The sequence below is a fragment of the Aurantimonas coralicida DSM 14790 genome, assembly GCF_000421645.1.
In the GTDB taxonomy this organism is placed as follows: domain Bacteria; phylum Pseudomonadota; class Alphaproteobacteria; order Rhizobiales; family Rhizobiaceae; genus Aurantimonas; species Aurantimonas coralicida.
The window spans coordinates 166,062-186,610 of record NZ_ATXK01000005.1 but is presented as its reverse complement, the minus strand read 5'-3'; the positions used below and the strand labels follow the sequence as shown (position 1 = coordinate 186,610).

Annotated in this window: 19 protein-coding genes; 15 read left to right on the top strand and 4 right to left on the bottom strand. The window is 63.3% G+C overall.

The features are described 5' to 3' along the window. Window positions 1-73 precede the first annotated feature (73 nt). From H536_RS0112910 to H536_RS0112870, 9 genes are all read left to right on the top strand, one after another. Window positions 74-817: an HNH endonuclease gene (locus H536_RS0112910; RefSeq protein ID WP_024350867.1), complete on the top strand. Its 744-nt coding sequence runs from the start codon at window positions 74-76 to the stop codon at window positions 815-817. Beyond that, a complete protein-coding gene (locus H536_RS0112905) occupies window positions 814-1,041 on the top strand; it encodes an ABC-three component system middle component 6 (RefSeq protein ID WP_024350866.1) in 228 nt (75 codons plus the stop codon). The genes H536_RS0112910 and H536_RS0112905 overlap by 4 nt, the downstream gene beginning before the upstream one ends. Then, on the top strand, window positions 1,038-2,783 hold the full coding sequence (locus H536_RS0112900) for a DUF2326 domain-containing protein (RefSeq protein ID WP_024350865.1): 1,746 nt from the start codon (window positions 1,038-1,040) through the stop codon (window positions 2,781-2,783). Before H536_RS0112905 ends, H536_RS0112900 begins: the two co-directional genes overlap by 4 nt. 47 nt (window positions 2,784-2,830) lie before the next feature. Continuing rightward, a complete protein-coding gene (locus tag H536_RS0112895; RefSeq protein WP_024350864.1) occupies window positions 2,831-3,646 on the top strand; it encodes a hypothetical protein in 816 nt (271 codons plus the stop codon). A gap of 7 nt (window positions 3,647-3,653) precedes the next feature. Then, window positions 3,654-4,451, top strand: coding sequence for a TIGR02391 family protein (locus H536_RS0112890; RefSeq protein ID WP_024350863.1), 798 nt, complete (start codon window positions 3,654-3,656; stop codon window positions 4,449-4,451). Then, window positions 4,448-6,058, top strand: a complete 1,611-nt coding sequence (locus H536_RS0112885; RefSeq protein WP_024350862.1) for a hypothetical protein — start codon at window positions 4,448-4,450, stop codon at window positions 6,056-6,058. The genes H536_RS0112890 and H536_RS0112885 overlap by 4 nt, the downstream gene beginning before the upstream one ends. A 138-nt stretch (window positions 6,059-6,196) precedes the next feature. Next, complete coding sequence (locus H536_RS0112880; protein ID WP_024350861.1) at window positions 6,197-6,949, top strand: ImuA family protein; 753 nt, start codon at window positions 6,197-6,199, stop codon at window positions 6,947-6,949. Next, window positions 6,864-8,384: a Y-family DNA polymerase gene (locus H536_RS0112875; RefSeq protein WP_024350860.1), complete on the top strand. Its 1,521-nt coding sequence runs from the start codon at window positions 6,864-6,866 to the stop codon at window positions 8,382-8,384. Before H536_RS0112880 ends, H536_RS0112875 begins: the two co-directional genes overlap by 86 nt. Further along, window positions 8,381-11,653, top strand: a complete 3,273-nt coding sequence (locus H536_RS0112870) for an error-prone DNA polymerase (protein ID WP_024350859.1) — start codon at window positions 8,381-8,383, stop codon at window positions 11,651-11,653. Before H536_RS0112875 ends, H536_RS0112870 begins: the two co-directional genes overlap by 4 nt. Before the next feature lie 22 nt (window positions 11,654-11,675). Here H536_RS0112870 and H536_RS0112865 read toward each other — a convergent pair whose 3' ends face one another. The 4 genes from H536_RS0112865 to H536_RS0112850 all read right to left on the bottom strand — a co-directional run bounded on the left by H536_RS0112865 (window position 11,676) and on the right by H536_RS0112850 (window position 15,672). Next, complete coding sequence (locus H536_RS0112865) at window positions 11,676-12,380, bottom strand: hypothetical protein (protein WP_024350858.1); 705 nt, start codon at window positions 12,378-12,380, stop codon at window positions 11,676-11,678. Beyond that, window positions 12,380-13,246, bottom strand: coding sequence for a GIY-YIG nuclease family protein (locus H536_RS0112860; protein WP_024350857.1), 867 nt, complete (start codon window positions 13,244-13,246; stop codon window positions 12,380-12,382). Before H536_RS0112860 ends, H536_RS0112865 begins: the two co-directional genes overlap by 1 nt. A gap of 3 nt (window positions 13,247-13,249) precedes the next feature. Next, window positions 13,250-13,675, bottom strand: a complete 426-nt coding sequence (locus H536_RS0112855; RefSeq protein ID WP_024350856.1) for a hypothetical protein — start codon at window positions 13,673-13,675, stop codon at window positions 13,250-13,252. 152 nt (window positions 13,676-13,827) lie between these two features. Further along, on the bottom strand, window positions 13,828-15,672 hold the full coding sequence (locus tag H536_RS0112850; RefSeq protein ID WP_081651914.1) for a putative bifunctional diguanylate cyclase/phosphodiesterase: 1,845 nt from the start codon (window positions 15,670-15,672) through the stop codon (window positions 13,828-13,830). A gap of 291 nt (window positions 15,673-15,963) precedes the next feature. Between H536_RS0112850 and H536_RS0112845 the strand changes: the two genes are divergently transcribed. The 6 genes from H536_RS0112845 (at window position 15,964) to H536_RS0112820 (ending at window position 20,434) form a co-directional block, all read left to right on the top strand. Beyond that, a complete protein-coding gene (locus H536_RS0112845; RefSeq protein ID WP_024350854.1) occupies window positions 15,964-16,923 on the top strand; it encodes an ArdC family protein in 960 nt (319 codons plus the stop codon). Beyond that, the gene (locus tag H536_RS0112840) at window positions 16,920-17,249 is read left to right on the top strand and encodes a DUF5983 family protein (RefSeq protein WP_024350853.1); all 330 of its coding nucleotides are present in this window, start codon (window positions 16,920-16,922) and stop codon (window positions 17,247-17,249) included. Before H536_RS0112845 ends, H536_RS0112840 begins: the two co-directional genes overlap by 4 nt. Before the next feature lie 77 nt (window positions 17,250-17,326). Then, a complete protein-coding gene (locus H536_RS0112835) occupies window positions 17,327-19,453 on the top strand; it encodes a ParB/RepB/Spo0J family partition protein (RefSeq protein WP_024350852.1) in 2,127 nt (708 codons plus the stop codon). Between the two features lie 59 nt (window positions 19,454-19,512). Then, window positions 19,513-19,731, top strand: coding sequence for a hypothetical protein (locus tag H536_RS0112830; protein WP_024350851.1), 219 nt, complete (start codon window positions 19,513-19,515; stop codon window positions 19,729-19,731). A gap of 68 nt (window positions 19,732-19,799) precedes the next feature. After that, window positions 19,800-20,213: a hypothetical protein gene (locus H536_RS0112825; protein WP_024350850.1), complete on the top strand. Its 414-nt coding sequence runs from the start codon at window positions 19,800-19,802 to the stop codon at window positions 20,211-20,213. Continuing rightward, window positions 20,210-20,434 carry a DUF6117 family protein gene (locus H536_RS0112820; protein WP_024350849.1) on the top strand — a complete coding sequence of 75 codons (225 nt, stop codon included), beginning with the start codon at window positions 20,210-20,212 and terminating at the stop codon, window positions 20,432-20,434. The genes H536_RS0112825 and H536_RS0112820 overlap by 4 nt, the downstream gene beginning before the upstream one ends. Window positions 20,435-20,549: the final 115 nt, after the last annotated feature.

Below are 20,549 nucleotides of genomic sequence, written 5' to 3'. Positions count from 1 at the left end.
GGAATGCTCATCAACGCCCTTCGATCCTTTGACCGAGACCATGGCAACGTTCGCGCGCGGACAGGCGTAGGCTATGAGCGCTAGTTACCCGACCAGAATTATTCTGGCCTTTCGGAGCGGCGGAGTGTGCGCATTTCCGAATTGCGGCAAGCACCTCACCTACGACGCCCAGGTGGGAGACGATACCTATGTCGGCGAGGCCGCGCACATCCGTGGTGAGAAGCCGACCGCTGCCCGTTATGACGCGTCGATGACCGATGACGAGCGCGATAACGTCCGGAACCTCATCTATCTATGCACCGATCACCACACGATCATCGACAAGGTCGAGGCCGATTGGCCGACCGCGACCCTTCTGCAACTGAAGGAGAGCCACGAAAAGCAGGTCCGGCAAGCCATGGAAGAGGCCTTTGCTGACGTCGCCTTCCCCGAATTGCAGAACGCCGTCTCTTGGGTTGCGAGCCAAGCGCCGGCCCCAAATGGCTCTTTCGATCTCCTCGCTCCGGAGGAGAAGATCAAAAAGAACGCGCTCTCGAATGGATCTCGTCACATCATCGCCGCGGGACTGACCTCGCGCGCCACCGTTGCCGAGTATGTTGAAGCGGAAGCTCAACTCGATCCTGACTTTCCTGAGCGGCTGAAGGCCGGCTTCCTTGAAGAATATTATGCTCGCCGGAAAGAGGGCCATAAGGGCGACGAGCTTTTCGAGTTGATGTGCGCCTTTGCCCAGCGCGGTCTGCGTCGACAAGCCGATAAGACCGCAGGCATCGCTGTTCTCATCTATCTCTTCGAAATCTGCGACGTGTTTGAGAAATGATTCTTCCGACCAAACATATCCCGCAGAACGAGGCGCTGATCGGCGTCGGCGCCACGCTGCTCGCGCATCTCAGCATGCCCATGACCGTTTCGGGCCTGTGGGAGCGTCTGCGCACGGAACCGAACGTCGGGAACTTCGAGCGGTTCGTGCTGGCATCGAACCTCCTCTATCTGATCGGTGCGATCGAGATCCGGGACGGCCTTATCGTCAGGACCGCCTCATGATCAGAGCCGTTCGCGCCAACCAGAAAGGCTTTCACACCGCGTTCCTTCAGCCGGGTGTCAATCTTATCCTGGCCGACCGATCCACCTCGGCCGGTGATAAGGACACGACGAACGCTCTCGGCAAATCGACGCTCATCGAGATCATCGATTTCTGCCTCGCCAGCAATACCTCACCCGGAAAAGGGCTTCGCATCGAGGCTTTGCAGGGTTGGGCGTTCACGCTGGAACTCTCCCTGTCCGGCCGCGATGTCGCTGTGACGCGAGCGACCGATACACCCGGATTCTTCGCCATCGAAGGAGCCACCGACGACTGGCCTGTCCGGCCAACGCCGAACAAGGAAGGCGTTCCGGGTCTCGACGCTAAGAAATGGCGAGCCGTTCTTGCCTGGGCGCTATTCGGTATTAGCGATCTGTCGGCGGAATCCGGATACAAGCCCTCGGCGCGGTCGCTGCTTTCCTACTTCGTGCGCAACCAGACAGCCGCCTACAACATCCCCTTCAAGCATTTCGACAATCAGAAGACTTGGGACATTCAGGTCCACAATGCTTTCCTTCTCGGCCTGAATTGGGAGAAGGCCGCGACTTGGCAGCAGCTCAAAGATCAAAAGAACGCGCTCGATGCGCTCAAACAGGCGATCAAGACCGGAGCCGTCGACGGCGAACTGGCCTCGCTCGGTGAGCTCGAAGCCGAGCGCCTGCGCCTTTCAACCCAGCTTGAGCGTGAACGCGAGGCGCTGTCGAATTTTCGCGTTCTTCCGCAGTACCGTGAAATCGAGACTCAGGCGAACCTTCTGACCAGCGAAATCCATAGCCTGGTCAACGCCAATATCGTGGATAAGCGCCGGCTCGATCGCTACCGTGACTCGTTGGTGAGCGAAGACGCTCCGACCGAGGACCGTCTGGAAGCCCTTTACGGCGAAGCGGGCATCGCCCTACCTGGCGCCGTCAAGAAGACGCTGGCGGATGCGCGGGCATTCAACGCCCAGATCATCGCCAATCGCCGTGAGTTCATCGCCGGCGAGATTGCCGCGCTGGAAGCTGCCGTCAGCGAGCGTGAGACCGATATCGCGAACCTGACGGATCGCCGTGCCAACTACCTCAGCGCGCTTGCGGGACAAGGCGCGCTGGAGGAACTGACGCAGTTACAGGAGTTGCATGCAGCCACCCGGCTGAAGGTCGACGAATTGACCAACAGGATCACTCAGCTTCGTCAGATGACCACCAAGGCGGACACGATCAAGGTCGAGACCGTCGAGCTGAAACGCGCGACAACCCTCGACTATGAAGAGCGGCGTGCGCTGTGGTCCCGGGCGCTCAGCCTCTTCTCGGAATTCTCGGAGAGCCTCTACAAGTCGCCCGGCCGCCTGGTCATCGATATCGACGACACGGGCTACAAATTCGACGTCGAGATCGCGGGCAGCCCAAGCGAGGGCATTAGCAAGATGAAAATCTTCTGCTACGATCTCATGCTGATCTCGTTCGCGCGCCAGCGTGGTCTCGGGATCGACTTCCTGATCCACGACAGCACAATTTTCGACGGTGTTGACCCGCGGCAGCGCGCCCATGCTTTGGAACTTGCCGCCGCGATGGCTGCAAAACACGGCTTCCAGTACATCTGCACACTCAACACCGACATGGTTCCTGTGGGCGACTTTACGTCAGGCTTTGACTACGAGAGCCTCGTCCGCCTCCGGCTCACCGATACTGATCCGACCGGAAGCCTCCTTGGGTTCCGTTATTGAGCGAGGGGCGACATGAAGCACGATCGTGCCCATAGCGCGTCCCCAGCATGAGATCTGTGCCGTTCACCCGACCCACGCTGATCGCCGCCGTTGAGTTGCTGGAGCAACACAGCCAGGCACGGTTCAACCAGATGGTCCTCCGCCTCGGCCTGGAGGACGAGATTTCCACCAGCACCTCCCTCAGCGTCGCCAACAAGTGCGCCTTGCTAGGCCGGATCGTTGTGCAACGAGCCGAGGCCGTGCTCGACACGCTCGAAGGTAGCATGACCCTTGGCGAGGCGGTAATCCGGCAAGCCGCGCAGCTAGCGCAACAACACGCTACGCACGCTCTGCAAACGGCCTTCGCACGTGGCCTTGCGCGTGATGGATATGTTTTGACGTGGGACGACTACGGGCCGAACGCGTCCATCCGCGCGGCGCTGCCCGGCGACATCCACCTCCCCCAAACGGACGACGAGGTGCATCAGCTTCTCAAGTCATTCGGCTTCACAACTCCTCTCGGTCATCTCGAACAGGCGATCGAAGCGCATACCCGCGGCGATTGGGCGGCTTGCAACAGCCAGCTCCGGACCTTCCTGGAAAGTCTGTTCGACGACATCGCGCGCAACGTGCGACCACAGGAAGCGGGTCAACGGCCCAGCTCAGAAAACCGGCGCGCTTTGCTCGCTGAGATTGGCTTCCTTGCCACGGATCGCAACGAGTGGACCCAAGACGGCAAGAACTACGTCAACGGCCTCTTCAAAATGCTCCACACGGAGGGTTCGCATCCGGGCCTCTCGGATGAAGACCACAGCACCTTCCGCCTGCATGTCGTTCTTGTCACCGCCAGGACCTTCCTGCGGCGACTCGCCTATGGTCAGTGAGCCCGATATGGCGTTCTTTTCACAAGATCAGTTGGAAGCGATCGCCGGCGCGCTTGGCGACACTGCAGAAGGCCTGACCGGGCCGGAGATCGAGCACCTGCTTGGGTCGTGCAAGATTGCCGATCCGGGACCTATGACGAAGCGCGTCCGTATCTATAACGCCTTCGCAGGATGCCAGAATACCAAACGCAACCGCACCAATATCCTTGAGTTCATCCGGCTCGCCATGAAGCCGGCGCGTTACAGCCGCGAGCCGCACCGCTATGAGCCTATGCGGGCTCGCCTAAACCTAGCGTTGGCATTCGCAGGACTTGTGGTCGATGAGTCCGGCGAGCTGAAATCGGCGGATGTCGCCCAGACCCTACCTGAGGCTCAGCGGCGCGCGCGCGACTTGCGAGCAGACCTTGAAGGTCGCGGTGTGCACCCGGACGTCCTGAAATTCTGCCGCGCCGAGCTTCTCGCCGACAATTACTTTCATGCGGTGCAAGAAGCGGTCAAAAGCGTCGCTGATAAGATGCGATCGCGGACAGGGCTCTCCGATGACGGCGCTACGCTCGTCGATCGGACACTTGCCGGGAGTCCGCCGATGCTTGCGATCAACCCGCTATCCACCGCAAGCGAGCGGAGTGAGCAAAGCGGGTTCGCAAATCTGGTCCGTGGCACCTTCGGCATGTTCCGCAACCCCACTGCACATGAGGCGCGCATCCATTGGGCTATGTCCAAAGAAGATGCCGAAGACCTGCTCACAATCGTGTCGCTCATCCACCGCCGGCTCGATGCCGCCCATATGCCGGCGCGCACATGACCACGAAGGGCGCCGACGGCGGACAAGACGATGACCCCGAGCTGGAATCCGATCGGATCGGCCGCATCGGCGAGCGCCATTTTGAGCTGCTCTGCGAACGCGCCGGGCTCTTCTGCAACAAGAGTACCGTCGACATTATGGGCTGGGACTTCATCGTGGAGTTCCCAATGGGATCAGGCGGACAATCGTCGCTACCGCTCGATCGGCGCCAGACCAATGCCGCCCGGGTCCAACTGAAGTCGACGCTCGGCCGCACCGGAAACCGCATCCGACTCAGCCTGTCCGCCATTGATCGCCTCGCCAAGGATCCTCGGCCGGCGCTGGTCATCGTCTTCCGAATGCGGGCCGATGGTGAAATCCAGTCGGCTTACCTCGTCCATCTCATCGGCAACGAACTCGCCCGGGTGCTCAAGCGATTGCGATTGGCGGAGGCTCGAAAAGCGCACGACATCAATCATGTCGACATCAGCTATGACTATGAGAAAGTCGGACAGCGTTTCGAGCCGACCGCCGCCGGCCTCTCGTCGGCCTTGTCGGCCGCCTGCGGACAAGATCCAGGCGCCTATACCGCGAAGAAGCAGCGTCAGCTCGATGAACTCGGCTATGAGAACGGCCAGTTCGAAGCCGAGGCGCTACTCCAGATCGAGGGGCCGGAGCATTTCGCCAACCTGCTGCTCGGTCTTGCGCCCCTAAAACCGCACCGCTTGCGTGTCTACGATAGCCGCTTCGGCATCCGCCTTCCGTATCAAGGCACGCTATTTGACGACATCGAGGAACTTCGACTGACGCCGCCGTCGCTCGGATCATGCGAGATCGCGATCCGAGGCCCCGGGTTCGCGCAGGCGGCGCGGTTCGATGGCGAGATGTTCATCGGTCCGCCGATCCTCGAACCGCATGGACCCGAACTGCTCGTCCGCAGCCGGGACTTCATCATTCGGCTCACCCCTCCCGCGCTCAGGTTCGAAAGCGTCGGCTCCATCGACGATTTGGAATACACGCTCGAAGAGTGGGCGGAACTACTGCGCGGCCTGACGCTCATGGCATCCGAGCGATCGACGCTAACCATTTCTGGGAACAGCCGGATCCCCCCGATTACCTTCCCAGTCAATGAACCGCTCACAGGCCCATATCTCGACGAGGTGCCACTCATCTCGACCTTCGTGGATGGTTGGCTGCGCTTGCTAACCAACGCCGGCCTGCGCTTGACCGAGCGCTTCAAATTCGATGCGTTCTGGGCGGCCAATGACGCACGTATGGTTGTGGACATCCTGCTCAATCCTCGCCCGGACGCGCGATTCGAGTTCCAAAGCCTCGACGTCGAGGAGAGTGGGCCCCCACCCGCAGGCCTCTACTTCAACAGCATGTCATTCGCCGGTACGAGCATCAGCTTCAGCGCCAAGGTCTTCTTCGAGGAGACCGACGACGTCGAATGGCGGTATCGCTCAACGCGGTTTGAAGCTTTCGATGTTCGCCCGGTCGTCGACGACCTCGAGGAATATGGGCTCGATCAGGCTGCCGCCGCCGACCTAAAGCTCATCATCGACCCGCGCAACATCACCATGACGCCGCGTGCCGACGCTAACGGCGCCTTGCCCAAACAAGGCTGAACGGCCGCTATCAACAGCTTGAGGCGCGTGCGCCGCTGGTCCTTTGACGGCGCAGAATCGACCTTGACTCTCGCAGCTGAAATCTAGAACAAATAGGGAACATGATGACGAACCCCTATCCGGAGGTAAACTGGGAGCGTGCGGCCCGAGCCCGCCATAGAGTCTTTGCGCGCGCAGATCGAGAAGATCGAAGGCAGAAGCCGGCGTGCCAAATCGGTTCTCCCGTTTGGGATTGCCGACGTCGACTCACGACTCCCGGGTGGCGGGTTGGCGCTCGGCGCGCTGCATGAGATCGCCGGCGGTGGGAATGGCGCGGTCGATGGCGCCGCAGCAGCCTTGTTCAGCGCGGGCGTCGCGGCTCGAACCAAGGGCAAGATCCTCTGGTGTATCACCCGTCCGGACCTGTTCGCGCCGGCGATCGCTCAGGCAGGTCTTGCGTCCGATCGCGTAATCTATCTCGAAGCCGGTGATGACAAGACCGTGCTGGCCTGCATGGAGGAAGGGCTGCGCCATGGTGGCCTCGGGGCGGTTCTCGGTGAGGTGGCGCGGCTTTCCATGACAGCCTCGCGCCGCCTGCAGTTGGCGGCCGAGGGAAGCGGATCGATCGGGATCGCGCTGCGGCGTTGGCGACGACAGACCGAGGCCACTGATTTCGGCCAACCCACCGCCGCGATGACACGCTGGCGCGTGTCTATGGTGCCATCGACACCCCTACCTGTTCCGGGCGTAGGGCGTGCCCGCTGGCTGGTCGAACTGATCCGCGCACGCGCGGGCGAGAGTGCAGATTTCGAGTTGGAGGCGTGCGATGACACGGGTCGTCTCGCTCTTCCTGCCGAGTTGGTCCACCGACCGGCTCCGGCGGAAGGCTGGCGACGCGGCGCCTCCGGCTGAGGCGCCGCTCGTCCTGATTGGCCGGGAAGGAAACAGGCGGGTGGTGCTGGCGGCGAATGCCGCTGCAGTGGCCGCCAGCCTTCGCCCCGGCATGCCTGTGACCAAGGCTCAGGTTCTGGTGCCAGACCTCATCGTGCAAGATGCCGAGCCGGCAGCCGATGTGGAGGCACTTGACCGGCTAGCCACCTGGCTCCTGCGCTACGCGCCTGTCGTGGCCCCTGATTCTCCAGACGGGATCATCATCGACTCGACCGGAGCCGATCACCTTCACGGCGGCGAAACCGCCATGCTGGAGGGCCTGATCGGAAGGCTGGCCATGTCCGGCATCGCCGCTCGCGGCGCGATCGCCGACAGTTGGGGCGCGGCCCACGCCTTGGCCCGGTTTGCAGCCCGCCCGACGATGATCGCTCCTGAACGTCATGATGCATCGCTGTTGGAACCGCTTCCGCTGGCCGCGCTGCGTATCGACGCTTCGATCGTCGCGGCGCTGCGGACGCTCGGCTTCGAAACCATCGGCGATATCCTCGCGCAGCCGCGCGCGCCGCTCACCCTGCGCTTCGGTCCATCGATCGGCCGTCGTATCGATCAAGCGCTTGGCGACCTGTCAGAGCCGATCGATCCGGTTCGACCCGCCGACCTGATCGAAGTGCGCCGGTCGTTCGCGGAACCGATCGGCGCGGCGGAGACCATCGCCCGCTACATCGCCAAGCTCGTCGATCAGCTATGCGACCGCCTCGAGGCAGCTGGTCTCGGCGCACGACGCCTCGACCTCATCTGCCACCGTGTCGACAGTCGCTCACAGGCGGTCCGGGTTGGAATGGCGACGCCGGTCCGGGATGCAAAGCGCCTGACGCGCCTCCTATGCGACAAAATCGAGACGATCGAGCCCGGCTTCGGGATCGAGGTGATGACGCTTGCGGCCAGCGTCGCTGAGCCGATCGAGCGTCGGCAGACCGTCAGTTCGTTGATCGAGGAGAGTGTGCCGGACGTCTCGGACCTGATCGATACGCTTATGAACCGGGTGGGTGAGCAGGCGCTCTATCGGCTGGCGCCGGTTGCGAGCGACGTTCCGGAACGCTCCGTTGGCCGCATTCCGGCGATGGCCGCCGATACGGGCGCAGCATGGCCCGGCCATTGGCCGCGCCCCTCGCGTCTGCTGGCCCATCCGGAGCAGGTCGAGACTGTAGCGCTCTTGCCTGATCATCCGCCCGTTTCATTCACCTGGCGCGGCGTGCGTCGCCGACTGCGCCGGGGTGATGGACCGGAGCGCGTGTTCGGAGAGTGGTGGAAACGCGACGCCGAATTGGTCGCCGTCCGAGACTATTTTCGGGTCGAGGACGACGCCGGCGAACGCTACTGGCTTTATCGTGCCGGTGACGGCGAAGACACGGCGACGGGGTCGCACCGCTGGTTCATCCACGGGGTCTTCGGATGAGCTCACCTCGCTACGTCGAACTGCAGGTCACCTCACACTTCAGCTTCCTGCGCGGCGCGTCCTCCTGCGAGGAACTGTTTGCGCAAGCGGCCTTGGCTGGGATCGAGGCCGTCGCCATCGTCGATCGGAATTCGCTCGCCGGCGTCGTCCGTGCTCATGAAGCGGCCAAGACGACCGGCGTTCGCCTGATTGTCGGTTGCCGGCTCGACCTCGCCGATGGCACATCCGTGCTGGTCTATCCAACGGATCGATCCGCTTATTCGCGCCTTTGCCGGCTTCTATCCCTCGGTAAGAAACGAGGCGGCAAGGCCAAGTGCATTCTCGAATGGCCTGATGTTGTCGCCTACGGCGACGGCCTGATCGTCGCGCTCGTACCCGACCTGGCGGATGACGAGTGCGAGTTCCGGCTGCGGCGATTGCGGGACGCTTTCGGCGACAGAGCCTATCTCGCGCTCACCTTGCGCCGCCGGCCAAACGATCAGCTCCGACTGCATGAGCTTTCGAACATGGCCACACAGATGCGCGTGCCCACCGTGGTGACGAACGACGTCCTCTTCCACGAGCCGGCCCGGCGGATCCTGCAGGACGTAGTCACATGCATCCGGCACAACGTCACGATCGATACGCTTGGCGATCGGCGAGAGCGACATGCCGATCGCTACATCAAGCCGCCGGACGAAATGCATCGTCTGTTCAGCCGCTATCCCGAGGCCCTTGCCCGGACGCTGCAGATCGCGGACCGCTGCCGCTTCAGCCTCGACGAGCTTGCCTACCAGTATCCGGAAGAGCGCGACGATCCCGCACTCACGCCCCAGCAGACGTTGGCGAAGCTCACCTGGGAGGGCGCGACTGAACGCTATCCCGAGGGCGTACCCGAGAGCGTGACCGCCGCCCTCCAGCATGAGTTGCGGTTGATCGAGAAGCTGGACTACGCGCCTTATTTCCTGACCGTGAACTCCATCGTTCGCTTCGCGCGGTCAAAGGACATTCTGTGTCAGGGTCGTGGGTCGGCCGCCAACTCCGCCGTCTGTTACGTTCTTGGCATCACTTCGATCGATCCTGGCCGCAACGACCTGCTGTTCGAGCGTTTCATCTCCGAGGAACGGCGCGAGCCGCCCGACATCGACGTCGATTTCGAACATGAGCGGCGCGAAATCGTCATGCAATGGGTGTTCGAGACCTATGGCCGGGAGCATGCCGCGCTGTGCTCGACCGTCATCCGGTATCGCACCAAGGGTGCGTTGCGGGACGTCGGCAAGGCGCTCGGACTGCCCGAAGACCTGATCGGCACGCTGTCGTCGCAGGTGTGGGCGTGGTCAGAGGAAGGCGTCGAGAAGCGCCACGTCGAGGAGTTGAATCTCAACCTCGCAGACCGGCGCCTTCGGATGACGCTCGATCTTGCCCGGCAACTGATGGGCGCTCCGCGCCACCTCAGCCAGCACCCTGGCGGCTTCGTGCTCACCCATGACCGCCTCGACGATCTCGTGCCGATCGAGCCCGCGTCGATGGTCGATCGTCAGGTCATCGAATGGGACAAGGACGATATCGACGCTCTCAAGTTCATGAAGGTCGACGTCCTGGCGCTCGGCATGTTGACCTGCATTAAGAAGGGGCTCGATCTGCTCGCCGAGCACAAGGGCGTAAACCTCGATCTGGCGACCATCCCTGCGGAGGATCCACGCACCTATGCGATGATCCGGAGGGCCGATACGCTCGGCACCTTCCAGATCGAAAGCCGCGCGCAGATGTCCATGCTGCCGCGCCTGAAACCGCGGACCTATTATGACCTCGTCGTTCAGGTCGCCATCGTTCGGCCTGGGCCGATCCAAGGCGACATGGTTCACCCTTATCTTCGGCGCCGCGAGGGGCTGGAGCCCGTCCACTATCCAAAGGCGGAGCTCGAGAAGGTTCTGGGCAAGACGCTCGGCGTTCCCCTGTTCCAGGAGCAGGCGATGCGCGTCGCGATCGAATGCGCCGGGTTCACGCCCGGGGAAGCCGACATGCTGCGCAAGTCGATGGCGACCTTCAAGTTCACCGGGGGTGTATCGCATTTCCGGGACAAGCTGATCGCCGGCATGGTGGCCAATGGCTACGACGCTGCCTTCGCCGAGCAGACCTTCAAGCAACTCGAAGGCTTCGGCTCTTACGGCTTTCCGGAAAGCCACGCAGCCTCTTTTGCGCTTATCGCCTACGCGTCGGCCTGGCTGAAGTGCTGGCACCCCGACGTTTTCTGCGCAGCGCTCCTGAACAGCCAGCCCATGGGGTTCTACGCGCCGGCCCAGATCGTGCGTGATGCGCGAGATCATGGCATCGAGGTGCGACCGGTGTGCGCCAATGCGTCCCGTTGGGACTGCACGCTCGAGCCGATCGATGATGACGGCCGATTTGCTGTTCGGCTCGGTCTGCGCATGGTCAAGGGTCTGGCGAACGCCCATGGCGCGGCGATCGTCGCTGCCCGGGCGGGACATCCCTTCATGTCGGTGGACGATCTCTGGCGCCGAGCTGGCGTGCCCGTGGGCGCGTTGACGCACATCGCTGAGGCAGACGGTTTCCGGCCGCCCTTTGGTCTTGCTCGTCGGGAAGCGCTCTGGGCGATCAAAGCCCTTCGGGATGCGCCATTGCCGCTCTTTGCTGCGGCCTCGGCCCGCGAAACGGAAATCGTGCCCGAGATTGCCGAACCGGCCATCGTCCTCCGACCCATGACGGCCGGTGGCGATGTCGTCGAAGACTACCGCCACGTCAGCCTCTCTCTACGGGATCACCCCGTATCCTTCCTAAGGCACGACCTGCGGCGACGCCGAATGGTCACCTGCCTCGAAGCTATGGAGGCGCGTGACGGCCGGTGGCTCGAAGCGGCCGGCATCGTGCTGGTCCGACAGCGGCCAGGGTCTGCCAAGGGCGTCATGTTCATAACGCTAGAAGACGAAAGCGGCATTGCGAACCTCGTGATCTGGCCAAAGGTCTTCGAGCAGAACCGTCGCACGATCCTGTCCGCGGGTATGATCGCGGTGCGCGGTCGCGTGCAGCGCGAGGGTGAAGTGGTCCATCTCGTCGCCCAGCGGCTCACGGACCTCTCCGCCGATCTGGCGAGCGTCGGCGATCGAGAGACCGCCTTCCCGTTACCGCATGGTCGCGGCGACGAGTTTCACCATGGCTCGCCGACGCCCGATCCACGTGGCTTGCCGCCCCGGACCGTTCGGCCGCGCGACATTTTCATCCCAGACCTCCATCTGGACACGATCAAGGTGAGGACGAGAGACTTTCGTTGAGCGCAGACTTGGCACTGAGTCGTCAATCTCTGGCCTTCGCGGCCACCGTCCGAGCTCGCCACTCCCATACGGCTTCGTCGTTCCGATGCACCCAGTCAGCCAACTTCTCCACCTCGTCGATGGCCGCCATCAGCTTTTCCCGACTGACTTCGATCGTGAGGCGTCGCCATCCCCCCAGGTCCTCCTCGTCGACAGGCTCTGCGGGATTCGTGAAGAACGGGTTCGGATGCTTCTCGACCGTTCGTTCATTGTGCGTGGTTTGGAACGAGACGAAATCCTGGCCATGGGCGAAGTCGTTACGGGCCAGGATCACCTGTTCGATGACGTCGAACCTGACGGGGCACATGCTGAACGTCTCGCCCATCACATGCTCGATGATCTGGCGATAGGCCTCGACCTTCCCTAGTTTGAACAAGGCTACACGTTCTTTCGGGTCAACAAAGGCGATGCCGATCTCGCGCTCAAGCTCGGCGAAGTAGAGGCTCAACGTATCGGCGAGCAGCGATACCGCGAGCATCCCGACCAGTTCGCGAGTTTGGTCCGCCTGCATCCATTCGGCGAGGAACGGTGGCTCCGGGTCGTCGGTTTCCGGATTGAAGTAAGGTGGCTCCCATGGCCGGACCTCTTCCTCGATATCCCGCTTCAACTGCTCGAAGGGCACGCGGCCTTTGTCATAGAACAGCCGGATGATGTCGGTGCGTTGCCGCATCCAGTAGGACAGATCCATCAGTCCTCCTGGACGATGTCGAGAAAGGCGCGAGCCCAAACCGATTGCAAATCGGCTTGGGCGCAATGCACGCGCTCAAAGCCCTTGCGCTTCGCATCCAGCAACGTGAGGACGCGTTGCTCCATCTTGTAGGCGGCTTCGCGGTTCTTCATCCGCTGTCGGAATTTCACAGTCCATTGCTCCAGTCCGCCGAGTTCAATGGGAATGTGCTGATTTACGGCGGCGCAGCGTTCGTCGATGTCGTCGGCCCACCCGATCTTCCAAACGTTGCGGCTGCCAAACTGCAATGCATAAGCCCAGGCCTCGCCGTCCGTGCCTGAGCGATCGACGTTATAGCTGGCATCGGTGGGGCGCGGACCGGTGGTGTTCCTAAGCGCGTCATTCAGGCGCCGCATCCGTGCGAGGGCCGGCAGCGGGGGCAAATCGATCTCAACGGCGTTCAGTGCGAGGGCAGCGGCGACATCGGCTGGATCGTCGATCTCCTCCACGCCTGCGGTTGCAACCATCGTCAGTTGTCGAGACAACAGCTGGGTCAAGACTGGCGCGGGTTCGAACTGCCAGACGCGAGTGGTCGCGACGGCATGCGGAAACTTGAAGTTGCCGGCAGCGTCGAAGTCCCTCGGATCAAGCGCCTCGCGCTCGACGAGATCGAGCGTGCGCAAGGGCTCGAATCCTATCTCAGCCATCCCCAGGATGCGGCCCTGATGCTCCGGTGCGGTCCGCTCCGTCTGTGTTCCCACGAACACCAGCCGGTCGCCGCGCTTTGCTAGGGTCAGCAGCCGCCCGAGATTGCCTTTGACGCCGAAGGTCGCAAGAGGCAGCCGCGCGAAGCCAAAACCCCATACTCTCGTGGCGAAGAGCTTCATCCGCTATTCCGCCACTGCCGCCGAGCGAATTTTACGCAGGGTCCCGGTGGTCGGCACCCTTACAGCAAACCAGTCAGTCGTCATGGCGTCTGCTTGTTCCTGCTGCCACGTCCGCCCGCGGCGCGTGACGACATGATCTCCGGGTGCGTTGAGCCGATCATTGATGACGATGCAGTTCAGTGCCGGCAGGTCATTGGCCACACAAATGTCGCCGACCACTCCAAGTTGCCGATTGAGCGTGATACCGGCCCGGCGATCCATCCCCATGGCCTCGGCAAGATCGCCGTAGGTGATGACGGTCGGGCGACGCGGATTGCGCGTGGACGACATGACCGTAGACACCAGGATCAGCCAGACCTGCTGAGCCCTGACATGAACGGGATCTCCGGTCTTGAAGTAGCGAAGGGGTGGGGCAAGATCATCGGGCATCGCGCTCTCCTGCATTGATCGTGCAAAATTGCACGCCGGAGGCGGTATTGCAAGAGACGTGTCGTTTCGATCGACCAAGGCGGCGAGAGCTCGCCGCAACCCTCTTTTCAGGAGTTACGCTTCTGCGGGAATACGTGTTTCTGGCGCGCCTCTTACGCCACCGAAGTACGGCGCTTCGAAACGCGCTCATTCGGACGAGACAATGTTTGATTGGCATAGAGAGGAGACGTTCCGGCGCCGGACGCTGCATGCCGGTAGAGCAAAGTGCTCGTCGCATCGTGATCGGCGGGGTATGCGAATGCGTAGCCCTGACCAAGCGCACAGCCCATCGCCCAAAGCTGACTCGCCTGAACCTCGGTCTCAATGCCAACCGCGACCACGGCCACGCCGAGACGGCGGGCGATCTCGATTAGCCCTTCCACGATGATGGTGCTCGGATCGTCAGGCCACAGCCGGGCGACGAATGCCCTGTCGATCTTGATGATATCGACCGGCACATTCACCAGATGCGTCAGCGAGGCGTAGCCCGTGCCGAAGTCGTCAAGGGCTACGCGCACCCCGGCCGCACGCAACACCTCGATCTCCCGCGCTACGACGCGATCATTCCGCCCGAGATAGACGTCCTCGCTTATCTCCAACACGATCTTGTTCAGCCCGATGCCGGCTTTGGAGAAGGTCTCGGAGACCTTCTTGGCGAGGCTGCCCGTGTAGAAATCCGCTGTCGACACGTTCAGGCTGACCTGCTCGACGAGCAGTCCCGCGTTTTGCCAATGACCTACGTCGGCAGCGACGATCGCCATCATGCGGGCCGTCAACTCGGAGGCGACATGAGCGTCAGTCGTTGCTTCGTGGAAAGAGCCGGCAGGAAGAAGATCGCCGCTTCGCGATCGCAGTCGGCACAGGGCTTCGAGCCCCACGATGAGGCCGGTGTCCAGCCTCAGGATCGGCTGGTAGTGCGCCTCGATACGATCCTCGGCCGAGGCTTCCGAGACATCCCGGATCGCGGCGCGCCGGCTCGTAATCCGTGAGCCGATGCCAGGCCAGTAGCGAACGAAGCCGCCACGGCCCGTCTCCTTCGCATGGTAGAGCGCGAAGTCGGCCGCTTCTCCGACGCTCGTCGCTGTGCGTTCGGTCTTGCTCAACGTCGCGCCGCCGATGGTCGCGCGAGGTACAACGGTGTGTCCGTCGCAGTCCGCCGCCACCTCGAGCTCGTCGAAGACGCGTTCGGCCGCAGCATTCAGGTCGGCGACATTTGCCGGCTGCTGGAGGATGACCGCGAATTCGTCGCCTCCTATCCGATAGGTGACGTCCGGCGCCATCGCGCGAGCGATACGCGCCGACGCGGCACGGATCAGAGCGTCGCCCGCCAGATGGCCGAACGTGTCGTTGACGATCTTGAGGTTGTCGAGGTCGATGATGAACAGTGCCCACGACCCGACATCGTCGCAGCGAAGCTGAGTCATCGCGCCGTTATAGGCTGCCCTGTTGGCCAAGCCCGTCAGTGCATCGACATTCGCTCGACGGTCCCGATCGAGCGTACTCTCGTGTCTGCGGAAGGCCGTCTCGCAGAGTTCCACGCAAGCTTCAGCCACCTCTCGCTCGACATCTGCGACCTGACGCGCACCGTGAAAATAGAGGTTCATCACCGCTAGCGTGTCGCCTGCCGCCCCAAGCACAGGCAGTGACCAACACGCCGATACACCAAGCCCGTGAACGATCGCCGCACTATGGGAGGCGCGAGGGTCGGACGCGAGATCCTCCAGGAGCACTGGCTGGCGTAAAGACGCGGCTCTCCCGGGTACATCGGTGTCGGCGCCGATCGCAACCCCGTCATGCGCCTGGCTGTAGGCCTCCGGGAAGCTCGGTGCCGCTAACGGCCGCATCATGCCCGTTCGATCGATGGCGAACACCGAACAGAGCACACCGGGCCATGTCTTTTCGACCCGCAAGCAAAGTTGCCGCATCGTGTCGAAGAGCGGCTCACCGTTCGCGATCATCCGTAGAATTTCGTTTTGAAAGCGCAGCAACGACGGGTCACCCAGGAACACACTTCGCCAAGGCTGACGGTAATCGGAGTTCGCTTAACGGCTGACCTCTGAACACGATAAACATTTCATTATCCTTCAAGGGGGGAAGGCTTTCCCCTACGGCCGAGCCCAAGGTCTCTGCCGACCCCTTCTGGGGGGAGACCCCGCAACGCCCCCCCGAGAGTGAGAGTGCGGACCGGATTGCCGTGACGGGTTGAGAGCTGGGAGAGAGGCTTCCGGCGCCCGTCGCGGAGATCCGCGATGTCCAGACGAACTGCTTTGCCACGTCCAGGCCAGAACCGGGCGAGCCTTTACGACGAGATCACCGATAAGATCGTCGCCGAGTTGGAGGCCGGTCGCGTGCCTTGGGTCCAGCCGTGGGGAACGACGGCCGCAAAGGCCCCGCTTGCCATGCCGAGAAACGCCGCCACCGGCCGGCACTATTCGGGGATCAATATCCTGATCCTTTGGGGCGCCGTGGTCGAACACGGCTTTCCGGGCCAGAGCTGGCTCACCTTCCGTCAAGCACTGTCGCTTGGCGGCAATGTCCGCAAGGGCGCGCGCGGCACGACCGTCGTCTATGCGGACCGCTTCACGCCGGAGGACGAAAAGCGCCGCGCCCGCGAGAGCGGTGACGACGCGCAGGCGATCCCGTTCCTTAAGCGCTTCACCGTGTTCAACGCAGCCCAGTGCGAAGGACTGCCGGAAGACGTCGCGATCGATGCGCCCCCGCCGCCGCAAGGGATGATCGAACCACAGGTCGAAGCGCTGATCCGCGCCTCAGGCATAGACTTTCGCATCGCAGGTGATCGGGCGTTCTACGTGCCTGCGCTCGACTATGTGCAGGTCCCTCCGCCACAAGCCTACTTCGAGCCGATCAACTGGCACCGCACGGCCCTGCATGAACTCGGACACGCGACGGGTCACTCGAGCCGAGTAGGCCGCGACCTGACCGGCGGCTTCGGCACCAAGAAATACGCATTCGAGGAACTGGTCGCCGAGATGAACGCGGCCTTCTGCTGCGCTTCGCTCGGCATCGTGCCCACCGTCCGCCACGCCGACTATATCGGCTCGTGGCTGCAGGTCCTGCGCGAGGACAACCGCGCCATCGTTCGGGCCGCAAGTCAGGCGAGCAAGGCGGCCGACTGGCTGCTGGCCCATGCGCCTGAGGGCGCTGCCCACGTCGTCACCGCAGATGAGCTTGAAAGGAGGGTGGCATGAGCAAGGTCTCGTACCCGCTTCGGGTCTTCTTCGATTGCTCGACCGCTCACCTGTCGGAGGCGTCGAGCACCTATCTGAATGTTCACGCCGCTCAGGGCGACGAGCTTGTCGCGGCGACGCCATACGGCTGGTTTATCTGGGTCGGAGAAGGCGACCGCGATAGTCTCCCTGCCGATCTTGTGAGGATCACCGAATACGCGCGGCGCCTCGGCGCGGAATACATCCTGTTCGACCGAGATGCGCCTGAGGATGAGGGGCTTGCCAAATTCCTTGATCGCGCCGCTGTCCTTCCGGCGTCTCACCGGGCGCACCCAGAAATAGAGTGAGAGGGAGGACGGGGTTTCCGTGACGGGTTGGAGGTCGAGAGAGAGGCTCTCGGCCGCCCGTCGCGGAGTACATCCCGATGGCTGTTGCAGCTCAAAAGATCGTCCTATCGCCCTCGCGCGACATCCCCTTCAACAAGCTGGTCCTGAGCCAGTCGAACGTCCGACGCATCAAGGCCGGTGTCTCGATCGAAGACCTAGCGGCCTCGATCGCCCGGCGCGGCCTGATCCAGAGTATCAGCGTCTTCCCCGTCGTCGATGCCGAAGGCAACGAGACCGGCATGTTCGAGGTGCCGGCCGGCGGACGCCGGTTCCGGGCGCTGGAACTGCTGGTGAAGCAGAAGCGCCTCGCCAAGGTGTCGCCTGTGCCGTGCGTAGTGCGCGAGCGCGACAGCGCGATCCTCGCGGAAGAAGTCTCGCTCGCCGAGAACATCGAGCGCGCGCCGCTCCATCCCCTCGACCAGTATCGCGCCTTCCAGGACATGCGCGACAAGGGCATGACCGAGGGGGAGATCGCCGCAGCCTTCTTCGTGCAGGCCCAGGTCGTCAAGCAGCGGCTGCGGCTCGCTTCGGCGTCGCCCGCGCTGCTCGAGATTTATGCCGAAGACGGCATGACGCTGGAGCAACTCATGGCCTTCACAGTGTCGAGCGATCACGCCCGTCAGGAGCAGGTCTGGGACGCGATCAAGGACGCCTGGTCGAAGGAGCCTTATCAGATCCGGCGCATGCTGACCGAGACAACCGTCCGCGCCTCGGACAAGCGCGCGGTTTTCGTGGGCATCGAGACCTATGAGGCGGCGGGCGGCGTCGTCATGCGCGATCTCTTCCAGTCCGATGATGGCGGCTGGCTGCAGGACGCGAGGCTGCTCGACCGCCTGGTCGCCGAAAAGCTCAGGGCTACTGCCGAGACGATCGCCGGCGAAGGCTGGAAGTGGATCGAGGTCGCTGTCAGCTTTCCCTACGACACGACGCGCGGCCTGCGGGAATTGCAGGGCGAGCCGCTCGACCTTTCGGCCGAGGAGCAGGCGACCATCGAGGCGCTCAATGCCGAGTATCAGAAGCTCGAAGCCGAGTATGAAGGCGCCGACGAACTGCCGGACGAGGTAGACCAGCGCCTCGGCGAGATCGAGACGGCACTAGCCGCCTTCGAGACCCGGCCGGTGCGCTACGAGGCGGACGATATCCCTCGCGCGGGCGTCTTCATCAGCATCGCCCATGACGGCAGCGTCGCCATCGACCGTGGCTACGTGCGGGCGGAGGATGACGCGCCGATCGATCCCGAGGTCGAGACCGGCGTGGACGCCGACGGCGATCCGGCCGAGCCGTCGGTGCAGAGGGCGGTCATTACCATCGGCGGCCAGCCTGCCGAGCCCGAGGACGACGAGGATGACGGCGTCATCAAGCCGCTGCCGGAGCGTCTGGTGATCGAGCTGACGGCCTATCGCACGCTCGCGCTGCGCAACGCCGTCGCGGAGAACCCGCACGTCGCCATGACGGCGCTCCTCCACAAGCTCGTCTCGGACACCTTCATGACCCGCATGTATACGGGCGCCATGGAAGCCGGGGTGAAGCACGTCTTCTTCCCGGCCCAGGACGATGCGCTGAAGGACAGCCCGTCCGCCCGTGCGGTGCAGGACCGCCACGCCGCCTGGGCGGGTGATATCCCGAAGGACGATGCTGCCCTATGGGACTGGCTCGCCGACCTGGATGAGCCCAGCCGCATGGCTCTTCTCGCGCATTGCGTCAGCTACGGCGTGAATGCGCTCTATGAGCGGCCGAACCCGCACAGTGGCAGCGGTGTATCCCAGCATACCCTCGACATGAGGCTTTCGCAGGCCGACCGCCTGACGATGGCGACAGGCCTCGATCTGGTCGAGGTCGGCTGGCGGCCGACCTTCGGCAACTACCTGAACCGGGTGACAAAGCCCCGCATCCTGCAGGCGGTCCGCGAGGGCGCCGGCGAGCAGGCCGCGCAACTCATCGACCATCTGAAGAAGGGCGACATGGCGAAGGAGGCCGAGCGCCTGCTGGCGGACACCGGCTGGCTGCCGGAACCGCTTCGCGTGGTCACCGAGGTCGAGGCGTCGACGGCGGAAACCCAGACCAGCGGCGAGGATGACAGCGCAGCGCTGCCTGACTTCCTCGCGGGCGATGACGAGGAGGCCGCCGGCGAAGACGATGAACGCCACCTCGTCGCGGCCGAATGATCGTGCAGGCGGGGCGGCTTCGGCCGCTCCGCCGATTCCCCCAATCGAGGAGCTACGTCATGTCGCAATCCAGCCCGCCGCCCCGGCGCGTCGTCTTCCAATATCTCGTTCCCGTGCAGGTCGAGGTCGAGGACGGGCTCGTCGCCTGCGTCACGGTCATCGACGAGACGCCAGTCCGCGATCCCGCCATCGTCGAGGGCGATCCCGCCTATCTCAGCGAGGCGGTGCAGGCCGCCGACGACGGTCAAGACTGGCCGTCCTGGCGGTTCGGCTACTAGCCGGACAATCTTTCGATCCTTTCCGAGCCCGGCCTAGCGCCGGGCTCTTTTCGTTTCTGGAGCCTGCCATGACCGATTTTCTGACCCGCTTTTCCTGCCTGCTCGACGTTGGCACTGCCGCCAACGCGGCGCGCGCTTTCGAGATCTACGCAACGCTGATGGCCGAGAACGCCCGAGAGGATCCGCCGGCCGAGCCGTTCCTGCTCTCCCTTTCGCCCGAATACGGATCGGCTCGCCTGTGGCTGCGCGATCCTGGCAGCGCCGACCAGCAACTCGCGATCACCTTCGTGACGCGCTGCGCCGAGGCCTTCGGCCTGACTGGACGTTGGGGATTCCAGTGGGCGAATGTTGCCTCGGCTCCCGTCATCGACGGCTTCGCCGGCGGCGCCCACCTGCTCGATCTCTCGACCGGCCGTACGCTTGAATGGATCAGCACCGGGCGCTGGCTCGCCGACCGGCTTTCCGAGGGAGGCGCGCGATGAGCATTCCCGACCATGCCCGCGCCAATTTCGAGACGCTGCTGCACGCCGCGACCAGCGGCGACCTGGCGTTGATGGAATGCACCGAGATTGCGACGGGCGAGGTTCGCTACGTCATCTGCGCCGTTGGACGTGACGCCAGCGACTATGTTCTTACACCATTCGGCCATCTCGCCGATGGCAACCCATTTGAGCTCTACCGCCCGCCCGATGCCCCGACCTGAGGCGGGCGCTCGAATAGATCCGCGACGATAGTGCGATCCTTAGCCGGGAGCGGCGCATCGCCCGCCGGCATGACGCAACTGTCGAAGGCGAGCTTGCCGCAAGCCGGAGCGATGG

Excerpts from the sequence above, each read along its gene's own strand:
- H536_RS0112910 (WP_024350867.1), top strand. The coding sequence starts at position 74 with ATGAGCGCTAGTTACCCGACCAGAATTATTCTGGCCTTTCGGAGCGGC.
- H536_RS0112905 (WP_024350866.1), top strand. The coding sequence starts at position 814 with ATGATTCTTCCGACCAAACATATCCCGCAGAACGAGGCGCTGATCGGC.
- H536_RS0112900 (WP_024350865.1), top strand. The coding sequence starts at position 1,038 with ATGATCAGAGCCGTTCGCGCCAACCAGAAAGGCTTTCACACCGCGTTC.
- H536_RS0112895 (WP_024350864.1), top strand. The coding sequence starts at position 2,831 with ATGAGATCTGTGCCGTTCACCCGACCCACGCTGATCGCCGCCGTTGAG.
- H536_RS0112890 (WP_024350863.1), top strand. The coding sequence starts at position 3,654 with ATGGCGTTCTTTTCACAAGATCAGTTGGAAGCGATCGCCGGCGCGCTT.
- H536_RS0112885 (WP_024350862.1), top strand. The coding sequence starts at position 4,448 with ATGACCACGAAGGGCGCCGACGGCGGACAAGACGATGACCCCGAGCTG.
- H536_RS0112875 (WP_024350860.1), top strand. The coding sequence starts at position 6,864 with ATGACACGGGTCGTCTCGCTCTTCCTGCCGAGTTGGTCCACCGACCGG.
- H536_RS0112870 (WP_024350859.1), top strand. The coding sequence starts at position 8,381 with ATGAGCTCACCTCGCTACGTCGAACTGCAGGTCACCTCACACTTCAGC.
- H536_RS0112865 (WP_024350858.1), bottom strand. The coding sequence starts at position 12,380 with ATGGATCTGTCCTACTGGATGCGGCAACGCACCGACATCATCCGGCTG.
- H536_RS0112860 (WP_024350857.1), bottom strand. The coding sequence starts at position 13,246 with ATGAAGCTCTTCGCCACGAGAGTATGGGGTTTTGGCTTCGCGCGGCTG.
- H536_RS0112855 (WP_024350856.1), bottom strand. The coding sequence starts at position 13,675 with ATGCCCGATGATCTTGCCCCACCCCTTCGCTACTTCAAGACCGGAGAT.
- H536_RS0112850 (WP_081651914.1), bottom strand. The coding sequence starts at position 15,672 with ATGATCGCGAACGGTGAGCCGCTCTTCGACACGATGCGGCAACTTTGC.
- H536_RS0112845 (WP_024350854.1), top strand. The coding sequence starts at position 15,964 with ATGTCCAGACGAACTGCTTTGCCACGTCCAGGCCAGAACCGGGCGAGC.
- H536_RS0112840 (WP_024350853.1), top strand. The coding sequence starts at position 16,920 with ATGAGCAAGGTCTCGTACCCGCTTCGGGTCTTCTTCGATTGCTCGACC.
- H536_RS0112835 (WP_024350852.1), top strand. The coding sequence starts at position 17,327 with ATGGCTGTTGCAGCTCAAAAGATCGTCCTATCGCCCTCGCGCGACATC.
- H536_RS0112830 (WP_024350851.1), top strand. The coding sequence starts at position 19,513 with ATGTCGCAATCCAGCCCGCCGCCCCGGCGCGTCGTCTTCCAATATCTC.
- H536_RS0112825 (WP_024350850.1), top strand. The coding sequence starts at position 19,800 with ATGACCGATTTTCTGACCCGCTTTTCCTGCCTGCTCGACGTTGGCACT.
- H536_RS0112820 (WP_024350849.1), top strand. The coding sequence starts at position 20,210 with ATGAGCATTCCCGACCATGCCCGCGCCAATTTCGAGACGCTGCTGCAC.